The sequence below is a fragment of the Pseudomonas sp. NFX183 genome, assembly GCF_047943075.1.
Classification (GTDB): domain Bacteria; phylum Pseudomonadota; class Gammaproteobacteria; order Pseudomonadales; family Pseudomonadaceae; genus Aquipseudomonas.
Window position 1 is genome coordinate 2,781,675 of the sequence record NZ_CP181333.1, and the last position, 12,075, is coordinate 2,793,749.

10 protein-coding genes are annotated in these 12,075 nt (G+C 62.2%); 9 read left to right on the plus strand and 1 reads right to left on the minus strand.

Going from position 1 to position 12,075, the window contains the following annotated elements; translation table 11 throughout:
• Positions 1-2 precede the first annotated feature (2 nt).
• The 9 genes from ACM530_RS12760 (at position 3) to trpE (ending at position 9,824) form a co-directional block, all read left to right on the plus strand.
• Positions 3-632 (plus strand): response regulator, encoded by a 630-nt coding sequence (locus tag ACM530_RS12760; protein ID WP_416364897.1) that lies wholly within the window; start codon positions 3-5, stop codon positions 630-632.
• Positions 633-861: 229 nt separating this feature from the next.
• The gene (locus tag ACM530_RS12765) at positions 862-1,974 is read left to right on the plus strand and encodes an ABC transporter ATP-binding protein (RefSeq protein ID WP_145157440.1); all 1,113 of its coding nucleotides are present in this window, start codon (positions 862-864) and stop codon (positions 1,972-1,974) included.
• Between the two features lie 43 nt (positions 1,975-2,017).
• Positions 2,018-3,058 carry an ABC transporter substrate-binding protein gene (locus tag ACM530_RS12770; protein WP_416364898.1) on the plus strand — a complete coding sequence of 347 codons (1,041 nt, stop codon included), beginning with the start codon at positions 2,018-2,020 and terminating at the stop codon, positions 3,056-3,058.
• A gap of 213 nt (positions 3,059-3,271) precedes the next feature.
• Positions 3,272-4,519 (plus strand): ABC transporter permease, encoded by a 1,248-nt coding sequence (locus ACM530_RS12775; RefSeq protein ID WP_242201933.1) that lies wholly within the window; start codon positions 3,272-3,274, stop codon positions 4,517-4,519.
• 12 nt (positions 4,520-4,531) lie between these two features.
• Positions 4,532-5,356 carry an ABC transporter permease gene (locus ACM530_RS12780; RefSeq protein WP_028618151.1) on the plus strand — a complete coding sequence of 275 codons (825 nt, stop codon included), beginning with the start codon at positions 4,532-4,534 and terminating at the stop codon, positions 5,354-5,356.
• Positions 5,357-5,551: 195 nt separating this feature from the next.
• A complete protein-coding gene (locus tag ACM530_RS12785; protein WP_242201934.1) occupies positions 5,552-6,700 on the plus strand; it encodes an iron-containing alcohol dehydrogenase in 1,149 nt (382 codons plus the stop codon).
• 84 nt (positions 6,701-6,784) lie between these two features.
• A complete protein-coding gene (gene rpe, locus ACM530_RS12790; RefSeq protein WP_003194703.1) occupies positions 6,785-7,459 on the plus strand; it encodes a ribulose-phosphate 3-epimerase in 675 nt (224 codons plus the stop codon).
• Positions 7,456-8,274, plus strand: a complete 819-nt coding sequence (locus ACM530_RS12795) for a phosphoglycolate phosphatase (RefSeq protein WP_145157430.1) — start codon at positions 7,456-7,458, stop codon at positions 8,272-8,274. Before rpe ends, ACM530_RS12795 begins: the two co-directional genes overlap by 4 nt.
• A gap of 68 nt (positions 8,275-8,342) precedes the next feature.
• On the plus strand, positions 8,343-9,824 hold the full coding sequence (gene trpE / locus ACM530_RS12800; protein ID WP_145157428.1) for an anthranilate synthase component I: 1,482 nt from the start codon (positions 8,343-8,345) through the stop codon (positions 9,822-9,824).
• Positions 9,825-9,957: 133 nt separating this feature from the next.
• Here the strand turns inward: trpE and estP are convergent, their stop codons facing one another.
• On the minus strand, positions 9,958-11,880 hold the full coding sequence (gene estP / locus ACM530_RS12805; protein ID WP_416364899.1) for an esterase EstP: 1,923 nt from the start codon (positions 11,878-11,880) through the stop codon (positions 9,958-9,960).
• Positions 11,881-12,075: the final 195 nt, after the last annotated feature.

Genomic DNA, 12,075 nt, shown 5'->3' on the forward strand with positions numbered 1-12,075 from the left:
CTGTGATTCGCGTATTGGTAGCCGAAGACCACACCATTGTCCGTGAAGGCATCAAGCAATTGATCGGCCTGGCCAAAGACCTGCTGGTGGTCGGCGAGGCCAGCAACGGCGAGCAATTGCTGGAGACCTTGCGCCATGTCGCGTGCGAGGTGGTGTTGCTGGATATCTCGATGCCCGGCGTGAATGGCCTGGAAGCAATTGCGCGCATCCGCGCGCTGCACAATCCGCCGGCGATTCTGGTGCTGTCGATGCACGATGAAGCACAGATGGCCGCCCGCGCCTTGAAGGTCGGCGCGGCGGGGTACGCCACCAAGGACAGCGACCCGGCGCTGCTGCTGACGGCGATTCGCAAGGTCGCGGCGGGCGGGCGTTACATCGACCCGGACCTGGCCGACCGCAAGGTCTTTGAGGTCGGCCTTACCGATGCGCGGCCGCTGCATTCGCTGCTGTCGGAGCGTGAGTTCTCGGTGTTCGAGCGCCTGGCCCAGGGCGCCAACGTCAATGACATCGCCCAGCAGTTGGCGCTGAGCAGCAAGACCATCAGCACGCATAAAGCGCGTTTGATGCAAAAGCTCAATATCACCTCGCTGGCCGAGCTGGTGAAATACGCCATGGAGCACAAACTTCTGTAAGCCCGGCAAACCGGCTCCAACAGGGGCGCGTGTCTGTTTACGACATGGGCTTTGCCGGCAGGCGCTGATGATTGCCGCTGCACTGTTCTGTGCCCGCCATCCGTGTAGGGCAATCCCTACCCCGAACCTTCCATCCTGCTGATGCAAATCTCTCCTGGCCCCCGATTTCCGGGGCCTCGCGCCTGGACTACGCTTGTGCCACAGCCGTCCAAAACAAAAAGGTGTGGGTATGAGCGAGGTGGATTCAAATGATGTGCTGGTCAGCTTTCGTGGCGTGCAGAAGAGCTACGACGGCGAGAACCTGATCGTCAAAGACCTCAACCTGGAGATTCGCAAGGGCGAGTTCCTCACCCTGCTCGGGCCGTCCGGTTCGGGCAAGACCACCAGCCTGATGATGCTCGCCGGTTTCGAGACGCCCACCGCCGGGGAAATCCTGCTGGCCGGGCGCGCCATCAACCACGTGCCGCCGCACAAACGCGACATCGGCATGGTGTTCCAGAACTACGCGTTGTTTCCGCACATGACCGTCGCCGAGAACCTGGCGTTCCCGCTGTCGGTGCGTGGCTTGAGCAAAACCGACGTCAGCGAGCGGGTCAAACGCGTGCTGAGCATGGTCCAGCTCGATGCCTTCGCCCAGCGTTACCCGGCGCAACTCTCCGGTGGCCAGCAACAGCGCGTGGCCTTGGCGCGAGCGCTGGTGTTCGAACCCCAGCTGGTGCTGATGGACGAACCCCTCGGCGCCCTCGACAAGCAACTGCGCGAACACATGCAGATGGAGATCAAGCACCTGCACCAGCGCCTGGGCGTCACCGTGGTGTACGTGACCCACGACCAGGGCGAAGCGCTGACCATGTCCGACCGCGTGGCGGTGTTTCACCAGGGCGAGATCCAGCAGATTGCCGCGCCGCGCACCTTGTACGAAGAGCCGAAAAATACCTTCGTGGCCAACTTCATTGGCGAGAACAACCGCCTCAATGGCCGCCTGCACAGCCACACAGGCGAGCGTTGCGTGGTGGAGCTGGCGCGCGGTGAAAAGGTCGAGGCGCTGGCGGTGAATGTCGGCCAGCTCGGCGGCCCGGTGACGTTATCGGTACGCCCGGAGCGCGTCAGCCTCAATGGCTCCAGCGAGTCCTGCGTGAACCGCTTCTCCGGGCGCGTGGCGGAATTTATTTACCTGGGCGACCACGTGCGCGTGCGCCTGGAAGTCTGCGGCAAGACCGATTTTTTTGTGAAACAACCGATTGCCGAGCTGGACCCAGCCCTGGCGGTCGGCGACGTGGTACCGATTGGCTGGCAAGTCGAGCACGTTCGCGCACTCGACCCACTTCTAGAGGCGAATTAATCGCCCCATGGCTTCACCAACCCTGCACGTGGAGAGAACAACAATGTTGAGATCCCTTAAATATTCCGCCCTAGTCATCGGCTTGATGGGCGCGACACAGGCCATGGCAGGCCCGGACCTGACAGTCGTGTCCTTTGGTGGCGCGAACAAGGCGGCCCAGGTCAAAGCCTTTTACGCACCGTGGGAAAGCGCGGGCAACGGCAAGATCGTCGCCGGTGAGTACAACGGCGAAATGGCCAAGGTCAAGGCCATGGTCGACACCAAGAGCGTGTCTTGGGACCTGGTGGAAGTGGAATCGCCGGAACTGTCCCGTGGCTGCGACGAAGACATGTTCGAGCCGCTCGACCCGAAACTGTTCGGCAATAGCGCCGACTACGTGAAGGGCGCGATCCAGCCGTGCGGTGTGGGCTTCTTTGTGTGGTCCACGGTGCTGGCCTACAACGCCGACAAACTGGCCACCGCCCCGACCAGTTGGGCGGATTTCTGGGACACCAAGAAATTCCCGGGCAAACGCGGCCTGCGCAAGGGCGCCAAGTACACCCTGGAATTCGCCTTGATGGCCGACGGCGTGGCGCCCAAAGACGTGTACAAAGTGCTGGCCGGTAAAGACGGCCAGGACCGCGCGTTCAAAAAGCTCGACGAGCTCAAGCCTTCGATCCAGTGGTGGGAAGCCGGCGCACAGCCGCCGCAGTACCTCGCCTCGGGTGACGTGGTGATGAGCTCGGCCTACAACGGCCGCATTGCTGCCGTGCGAAAAGAAAGCAACCTCAAAGTGGTGTGGAACGGCGGCATCTACGACTTCGATGCCTGGGCCATTCCCAAGGGCCTGGCCAAGGACCGCGCCGAAGCGGCGAAGAAGTTCATCGCCTTCTCGGTACAGCCGCAGCAGCAGAAGACCTACTCGGAAAACATCGCCTACGGCCCGGCCAACACCCAGGCCGTGCCGCTGCTGGCCAAGGACGTGCTGAAGGACATGCCGACCACGCCGGAAAACATCGCCAACCAGGTGCAGATCGACGTGAGCTTCTGGGCGGATAACGGCGAGCAGCTTGAGCAGCGCTTCAATTCGTGGGCGGCCAAGTAACGGCCTTCAGTCGAGCCTGTTCCCTGTGGCGAGCGGGCTTGCCCCGCGTTGGGCCGCGCAGCGGCCCCATTGAATTCACCGAGTTCGTTCAGCCAGAACGCGGCGGTTGGTTTGGGGCTGCTCTGCAGCCCAACGCGGGGCAAGCCCGCTCGCCACAGCGTAGGCCCAGGCCACATAGGTTTGTGGTCATTTTTCAGTATTCCGGAGTCAGCCATGGCCATCGCCGTTCCCTCCAACGAGGTCAACAGCCCCACCCTCAAGCAGCGCCTGGCGCGTGCCGAGCGGCTTAACCGCTGGAAGGCCCAGGCCTTGATTGCGCCGCTGGTGCTGTTTTTGCTGCTGGTGTTTCTGGTGCCGATTGTTGCGCTGCTTTACAAAAGCGTCGGCAACCCGGAAGTGGTGGGCGGTTTGCCGCGTACCGTGGTGGCGGTCAAGACCTGGGACGGTCGTGGCCTGCCAGGTGAGCCGGTCTACCAGGCGCTCAGCGAAGACCTGGGCGAAGCGCGCAAAAACCAGACCCTGGGCGATCTGTCCAAACGCTTGAACATGGAACTGGCCGGCTACCGTAGCCTGCTGACCAAAACTGCGCGGGCGCTGCCGTTTACCGAAGCGCCCGGCTCTTATAAGGAAGCGCTGGAAAGCCTCGACGAACGCTGGGGCGACCCGGCGTACTGGCAGGCGATCCGGCGCAACACCAGCAGCCTCACGCCTTACTACCTGCTGGCGGCGGTCGATCACCGCATCGACGACCTCGGCGAAGTGGCCCCGGCCACGCCTGATCAGGCGATCTACCTGGACATCTTTGCCCGCACGTTCTGGATGGGCCTGGTGATTACCTTCGTCTGCCTGCTGCTGGCGTATCCATTGGCCTACCTGCTGGCCAACCTGCCGGCCCGTAAAAGCAACCTGCTGATGATTCTGGTGCTGCTGCCGTTCTGGACCTCGATTCTGGTGCGGGTGGCGGCGTGGATCGTGTTGCTGCAGTCCGGCGGCCTGATCAACAGCGCACTGATGGGCATGGGCCTGATCGATCAGCCCTTGGAGTTGGTGTTCAACCGCACCGGGGTCTACATCTCGATGGTGCACATCCTGTTGCCGTTCATGATTCTGCCGATCTACAGCGTGATGAAAGGCATCTCGCCCACCTACATGCGCGCGGCGATTTCCCTGGGTTGCCACCCGTTCGCCAGCTTCTGGCGCGTGTACTTCCCGCAGACCTACGCCGGGGTGGGCGCCGGTTGCCTGCTGGTGTTCATCCTGGCGATTGGTTACTACATCACCCCGGCGCTGCTCGGCAGCCCGAACGACCAGATGGTCAGCTACTTCGTCGCGTTCTACACCAACACCAGCATCAACTGGGGCATGGCCACGGCCTTGGGCGGCTTGCTGCTGCTGGCGACTGTGGTGCTGTACCTGATCTATAACCGGTTGGTGGGCGCCAGTCGCCTGCGCCTGAGCTGAGGAGACCTTGCGATGCTGAGCCCTTATATGTCACCGGTGGAGCGGGTGTGGTTCTACAGTTTGCGGATCCTGTGCGGCCTGATCCTGCTGTTCCTGATTTTGCCGGTGCTGGTGATTATCCCGCTGTCGTTCAACAGCGGCAGTTTCCTGGTGTACCCGCTGCAAGGCTTCTCGCTGCACTGGTATCAGGATTTCTTCGCCTCGGCCGAATGGATGCGCGCGCTGAAGAACAGCATCATCGTCGCCCCGGCGGCCACGGTGCTGGCCATGGTCTTCGGCACGCTGGCGGCGATTGGCCTGACGCGCGGCAACTTCCCCGGCAAGGCGCTGGTGATGGCCCTGGTGATTTCACCGATGGTGGTGCCGGTGGTGATTATCGGTGTGGCCAGTTACTTGTTCTTTGCGCCGTTGGGGCTGGGCAACAGCTTCTTCTCGTTGATCGTGGTGCACGCGGTGCTGGGTGTGCCGTTTGTGATCATCACCGTGTCGGCGACGTTGCAGGGCTTCAACCATAACCTGGTGCGGGCGGCAGCCAGCCTGGGCGCTTCGCCGCTGACCGCGTTCCGCCGCGTGACCTTGCCGCTGATCGCGCCGGGGGTGATATCGGGGGCGCTGTTTGCCTTTTCCACCTCGTTTGATGAAGTAGTGGTAACGCTGTTTCTCGCCGGCCCCGAGCAAGCCACCCTGCCTCGGCAGATGTTCAGCGGCATCCGCGAAAACCTCAGCCCGACGATTGCGGCGGCGGCCACGCTGCTGATTGCCTTCTCGGTGCTGTTGTTGCTGACGCTTGAATGGCTGCGCGGCCGTAGCGAGAAACTGCGCACCGCCCAGGTCTAACTGTGCAACCCGATCAACTGTGGGAGCTGGCTTGCCTGCGATAGCATCACCTCGGTTTGCCTGTGACACCGAGTCGTCCGCATCGCAGGCAAGCCAGCTCCCACATTGATCGTGCCATTCAGTGGGTGAATAGTTCACAACCGAAAATCCCCAGCTACTCTTGTGCCAGCCCATCATTAATAAGAGGCCGCGCACATGAGTACTTCCTCATTCAAGATCGCCCACAAACTGCTGACCGGCGCCGGCGCCATCGAACAGCTGGCCTTTGAACTCACGCGCCTGGATGTGGATAACCCGCTGATTGTCACCGACGCCGCGCTGGTCAAATCCGGCACCGTGGCGCTGGCGCTCGAACACTTGGGCGAGCGTACCTATGAAATTTTCGACCGCGTGCTGCCCGACCCGGAAATCGCCATCGTCGAAGACTGCATGCGCGTGTACCGCGAAGGCGGGCATGACGGCTTGATCGGCGTGGGCGGCGGCAGTGCCATCGACATTGCCAAGAGCGTCGCGGCCTACGCCGGTTACCACGGCGCGCTGGCGGATTTGTTCGGCGTCGACCAGGTGCCGCGCAAGGGCCCGCCGCTGATCGCTATCCCGACCACGGCCGGCACCGGCTCGGAGGTGACCAATGTGGCGATCCTCTCCGACAAGGCTGCACAGCTGAAAAAGGGCATCGTCAGCGATTACCTGCTGCCGGACGTCGCGCTGATCAGCCCGCAAATGACCCTCACGTGCCCGCGCAGTGTCACCGCTGCCAGTGGCGTGGATGCGTTGGTGCATGCCATCGAATCCTACCTGTCGCTGAATGCCTCGCCGATCACCGACGCCCTGGCGATTGGCGCGATCAAGCTGATCGCCAACGCGCTGCCCAAAGCCTACGCCAACCCGGCCAATCTGCAGGCCCGCGACGACATGGCCACCGCCAGCCTGATGGCCGGCATGGCGTTCGGCAATGCCGGAGTGGGCGCGGTGCACGCCTTGGCGTACCCGCTGGGCGGGCGTTTCAATATCGCCCATGGCGTGAGCAACGCGCTGTTGCTGCCCTACGTGATGCACTGGAACAAGCTGGCGTGTGTGGAGCGCATGCAGGACATTGCCCAGGCCATGGGCGTGAATGTCAGCGGCTTGAGTGTCAACGACGCCGCCGACCAGGCCGTCGAGGCGATGACGCGACTGTGCGCCGCCGTGGAGATCCCGGCAGGCCTGCGCAGCTTCGGGGTGCCCGAGGACGCAATCCCCGCCATGGCCACGGAAGCGGCGGGCATTGAACGCCTGATGCGCAACAACCCGCGCAAGCTCAGCGCGGCGGATATCGAGAAAATCTACCGGGCTGCGTATTAACCGTTGAGTTAGGTCACGGTGCGCGCAGCAAAGCATGAGGTATACAATGCGCGCCATCGTGATTTAGCTCAAAAAAGGTGCGTCATGCAGCCCTTCGTTATCGCTCCATCGATTCTCTCCGCCGATTTCGCCCGCCTGGGTGAAGAAGTGGACAAGGTGTTGGCCGCCGGCGCCGACTTCGTGCACTTCGATGTCATGGACAATCACTACGTGCCCAACCTGACCATCGGCCCGATGGTCTGCGCGGCGCTGCGCAAGTACGGCATCACCGCGCCCATCGATGCGCACCTGATGGTCAGCCCGGTGGACCGTATTGTCGGTGACTTCATCGAGGCCGGCGCGACCTACATCACCTTCCACCCGGAAGCCACGCTGCACGTCGATCGCACCCTGCAACTGATCCGCGAAGGCGGCTGCAAGGCAGGCCTGGTGTTCAACCCGGCCACTCCGCTGAGCGTGCTTGAGTACGTGATGGACAAGGTCGACATGGTCTTGCTGATGAGCGTCAACCCAGGCTTTGGCGGGCAGAAATTCATCCCCGGCACCCTGAACAAACTGCGTGAAGCCCGCGCGCTGATCGATGCGTCAGGCCGTGACATCCGCCTGGAAATCGACGGTGGGGTCAACGTCAACAATATCCGCGAAATCGCAGCCGCCGGCGCCGACACCTTTGTGGCCGGCTCGGCGATCTTCAATGCCCCGGACTACCAGGCCGTCATCGACAAGATGCGTGCCGAGCTGGCGCTGGCGCGTCCATGAGCGGCTTTGAGCAGCTGTTCCCCGGCAAACTGCCACGGCTGGTGATGTTCGATCTGGACGGTACGTTGATCGATTCGGTGCCGGACCTGGCAGCGGCGGTGGACCAGATGCTGCTCAAGCTGGGGCGCAAGCCTGCAGGGATCGAGTCGGTACGCATGTGGGTCGGCAACGGCGCGCAGATGCTGGTGCGCCGGGCCTTGGCCAACAACATCGATGCTGAAGGTGTCGATGAAGTGGAGGCCGAACACGCCCTGGAATTGTTCAACGCGGCCTATGAAAATGGCCACGAGCTGACCGTGGTTTACCCCGGCGTACGCGACACGCTCAAGTGGCTGCACAAGCAGGGTGTGGAAATGGCCCTGATCACCAACAAGCCGGAGCGTTTTGTCGCGCCGCTGCTGGATCACATGAAGATTGGCCGTTACTTCCGCTGGATCATCGGTGGCGATACGTTGCCGCAGAAGAAACCCGACCCGGCGGCGCTGTTCTTCGTGATGAAAATGGCCAATATTCCGGCCTCCCAGTCGTTGTTTGTCGGTGACTCGCGCAGTGATGTGCTGGCCGCCAAAGCCGCGGGCGTGCAGTGTGTGGCGCTCAGTTATGGCTATAACCATGGCCGACCGATTGCCGAAGAAGCGCCGGCGCTGGTGATTGATGACCTGCGGCTGCTAATCCCCGGTTGCTTGGGAGCGGGCGCTGAGATAACGTTGCCCGACATCGAACCAACCCCTTCTGGAAACGCCATCGTGGTGGTCACTCGCAAACTCTGGATGAAAGTCATCAAGGCCCTGGCCCGCTGGCGTTGGCGCGCCTGACTGATCCTGGCCGCGCTGCGGCACGTTTGCACACCTGACCGTTTGACCCTCAAGCCACGAGGCACCTCATGATCCGCGAAGAATTCCTGCGTTTGGCCGCTGCCGGCTATAACCGTATCCCGTTGGCCTGCGAAACCCTGGCCGACTTCGATACGCCGCTGTCGATCTACTTGAAACTGGCCGACGAGCCCAACTCCTACCTGCTGGAATCGGTACAGGGCGGGGAGAAGTGGGGCCGTTACTCGATCATCGGCCTGCCGTGCCGCACCGTGCTGCGGGTGCACGACCATCATGTGAGCATCACGCTCGATGGCGTCGAGATCGAAAACCACGACGTTGAAGACCCGCTGGCCTTCGTCGAAGCCTTCAAGGCGCGCTACAACGTGCCGACCATCGCTGGCTTGCCGCGCTTCAACGGCGGCCTGGTGGGCTACTTCGGCTACGACTGCGTGCGCTACGTGGAAAAACGCCTGGGCAAATGCCCGAACCCGGACCCGCTGGGCGTGCCGGACATTCTGCTGATGGTCTCCGACGCGGTGGTGGTGTTCGACAACCTCGCCGGCAAAATGCACGCGATTGTGCTGGCGGATCCTTCCCAGGCCGACGCCTTCGAGCAAGGCCAGGCCAGCCTTGAAGCGCTGCTGGAAAAACTGCGCCAGCCAATCACCCCGCGCCGTGGCCTGGACCTCAGCCGTCCACCGGCTGCCGACCCGGTGTTCCGCTCCAGCTTCACCCAGGATGACTACGAGCGCGCGGTGGATACCATCAAGGAATACATCCTCGCCGGTGACTGCATGCAGGTGGTGCCGTCGCAACGCATGTCCATCGACTTCAAGGCCGCACCGATCGACCTGTACCGCGCGCTGCGTTGCTTCAACCCGACGCCGTACATGTACTTCTTCAATTTCGGCGACTTCCACGTGGTGGGCAGTTCGCCGGAAGTGCTGGTGCGCGTCGAAGACAACCTGATCACCGTGCGCCCGATTGCCGGCACACGCCCACGTGGCGCGACCGAAGAGGCCGACCTGGCGCTGGAAGAAGACCTGCTGAGCGACGACAAGGAAATCGCCGAGCACTTGATGCTCATCGACCTGGGCCGCAATGACACTGGCCGCGTCTCGGAAATCGGCTCGGTGAAGCTCACCGAGAAGATGGTCATCGAGCGCTATTCCAACGTGATGCACATTGTCTCCAACGTGACCGGCGAGCTAAAGGAAGGCTTAACCGCCATGGACGCGCTGCGCGCGATTCTGCCGGCGGGCACCTTGTCGGGCGCGCCGAAGATTCGTGCGATGGAAATCATCGACGAACTGGAGCCAGTCAAGCGTGGTGTGTACGGTGGCGCCGTGGGGTATTTCGCCTGGAACGGCAACATGGACACCGCGATTGCGATCCGTACGGCGGTGATCAAGGACGGTGAGCTGCACGTGCAGGCCGGTGGCGGAATTGTGGCTGACTCGGTGCCGGCGCTGGAATGGGAAGAAACCCTGAACAAGCGCCGCGCGATGTTCCGTGCGGTGGCGTTGGCCGAGCAAACCCCGCAAAACTAAAGCCAGATAGAGATCCAACTGTGGGAGCTGGCTTGCCTGCGATAGCATCACCTCGGTCTAACTGATCACCGAGGTGTTTGCATCGCAGGCAAGCCAGCTCCCACAGTTGTTTTGTGATGTGCTCTAGACCGTTTTAGAAATCCAGGCTCACCCCGACACTCACCCCTTGCTGGGTCAAATTGTCATCCTTCCTCACGTTATACGCCGCCCGTAACGCCAGCTCTTGAGTCAGTTTGTGGCTGACGCCGAGGCTTAAGCGATCCGAATTGCTGCGCGGCGTGTAGCCGTCCAGCTTGAAATCGATCCCTGGCACGCTGTTGAGCGACATCTTCACCTTCTGGGTATCGTTTTCGAATTCATGCTCATGGGCTACTTCGCCAAACACCTGGGTTTGCGGCGTGACACGGTAGCTGCCCTGCAGGCCGACGCCCAGGCGCTTGGAGTCGCGTTGTTGATCATCAAAGGTCAGTGCGGTGGAGCGGTTGTCCTTTTCCGAATAGCCATCGACCTCGACCCGCGCATAGTCGGCGCTGATGAACGGTGACAGGTGCCAGTCGCTGCCGGCGCCGGCAATGTCGTAACCCACTCGGCCGCTGAGGGCCCAGAGCCAGCCGTCGGTGTCGCCTTTTTCCGAGCCTTCGCTGACGCCCAGGGCGAACTTGCGCTTGAGGCTGTCGAAGTCCAGTTTGCCGCCGGTCAACGCGGCATCGGCCCACCAATGGTTTTGCTGGTATTGGGCGAAGGCGGTGCCCATGTAGCTGTTGAGCTTGTAGTCCGAATCGCTGGCGCCGGCTTCAAGCGTCTGCCGATACAGGCCGGCTGCCACGCCTACGCGCCAGTTTTCGTCGAGCCGGTAGCTGCCCCCGACATTCAGGTTGTAGCCACTGCCGTCGCCGCTGGCCGAGCTGTTTTGATCATCGAAGTTCAGGCGCTGGCCGCCACCGGCCACGATGGCGCGCCATTGGCCCACGGCTTGCCAGTTGCCGTTGTCCGCCTGCCATTGGTTGCGCAGTTCGTCCTGGTGGGCGCGCAACGTGCCTTGGGCCATCTCCGGCAGCAAGGTCAGTTCCCACGGCGCCGCAAGCAGTGAATAGGCGTAGTCGGCGATCAAGCGTTGCCCGGCGATGGTGGGGTGGACCGAGTCGTTGTAGATCAGCTTGGTCGGGTCCGGGTTGGTGCCGCCGATGCCGTAGGTCGGGTTGGCGGTGCAGCTGTTACCGCTGAAACAGGTGCCGGTGAGGTTTTGTCCGGTGGCCAGGCCAAAGCGGGCCGGGCTGGCGAAGGCTTCATTGAGCAGCAGCGGAATATTCAACGGGATGATCTGCGCGTCGATCTGAGACAGGCGCTGCACCAGTGACTGGTTGAAGAGGTTGCTCAGGGCCGAACTCGACGCCTGCAGCGGCGTGCCGTTGATGGCCGGAGTCAGGCCCAGGTCGGGCAACATCCACACCATGATGTAGCGCGCGCCGGCTTGTTGCAGGGCTTGGGCGCTGTCGGCCAGGCGCCCGCCGGCGGCAACGGCCTGGCCTGGGCTGAGGACGCGGCCTTGCAGGAAGTCATTGCCGCCACCGGACAGGAAATACAGCGCGTTGGGGTCGGCCCGCCCGCCGTTTGCCGGGAGATAACCCTGGCGACTGCGAAGCACCGTACCGCCACCCGGGTTGCCAGGCGGAATCGCCGCGTTGGAGACCGAGGTAATGGAATCCAGGATGTTGTCGGTACGGTAGCCGCCGACTGCCCAGTTGTTGCCGTCGGGCAAGCCTTGCGCCGCGCGAACCGGCGAGGTGGAGGCATTCAAGTCGTTTGGCGTAACGCCCAGCCGGGAACCGAGCAAGGTCGACGAAACCAGGCCGTAATCGCCCTGGAAGGTCGGCCCGGTGCGGTTGGTAAAGCGTAATGTGGCGCCATTCGAGCCATCGGGGAGCTGACCGGCATCGGCCAGGCTGTCGCCGAAAACGACCATGGTTGAATACGGTGAGGAGGCTGCGAACGCCTGCGTGCAGGCCAGTGACAAGAGGCAGCCGGCAAGCGGTGCGAAAAACGGAGGTCTGAACATGCAAAATTCCATTTAGTTGTTTTTGTATCGGAAGCGAAACACTAGCAATGTAGTGAGGGTTTTCCGTGAAGAAAACAGTTTTTTCCTATAAAGATTTCGTCGTGATTACCCCGTATTCGCGGCTCCATATTGCACCGCTGGCGAGGCTACGTTACTGTGCCTGAACGTATGAACGAGACCCTCCCCGTGTTGATC

What these genes read in the sequence shown, in the direction of transcription:
- estP (WP_416364899.1), bottom strand. Translation starts at nt 11,880, where the DNA reads ATGTTCAGACCTCCGTTTTTCGCACCGCTTGCCGGCTGCCTCTTGTCA.
- ACM530_RS12785 (WP_242201934.1), top strand. Translation starts at nt 5,552, where the DNA reads ATGAGTACTTCCTCATTCAAGATCGCCCACAAACTGCTGACCGGCGCC.
- ACM530_RS12770 (WP_416364898.1), top strand. Translation starts at nt 2,018, where the DNA reads ATGTTGAGATCCCTTAAATATTCCGCCCTAGTCATCGGCTTGATGGGC.
- ACM530_RS12780 (WP_028618151.1), top strand. Translation starts at nt 4,532, where the DNA reads ATGCTGAGCCCTTATATGTCACCGGTGGAGCGGGTGTGGTTCTACAGT.
- ACM530_RS12795 (WP_145157430.1), top strand. Translation starts at nt 7,456, where the DNA reads ATGAGCGGCTTTGAGCAGCTGTTCCCCGGCAAACTGCCACGGCTGGTG.
- ACM530_RS12765 (WP_145157440.1), top strand. Translation starts at nt 862, where the DNA reads ATGAGCGAGGTGGATTCAAATGATGTGCTGGTCAGCTTTCGTGGCGTG.
- ACM530_RS12775 (WP_242201933.1), top strand. Translation starts at nt 3,272, where the DNA reads ATGGCCATCGCCGTTCCCTCCAACGAGGTCAACAGCCCCACCCTCAAG.
- rpe (WP_003194703.1), top strand. Translation starts at nt 6,785, where the DNA reads ATGCAGCCCTTCGTTATCGCTCCATCGATTCTCTCCGCCGATTTCGCC.
- trpE (WP_145157428.1), top strand. Translation starts at nt 8,343, where the DNA reads ATGATCCGCGAAGAATTCCTGCGTTTGGCCGCTGCCGGCTATAACCGT.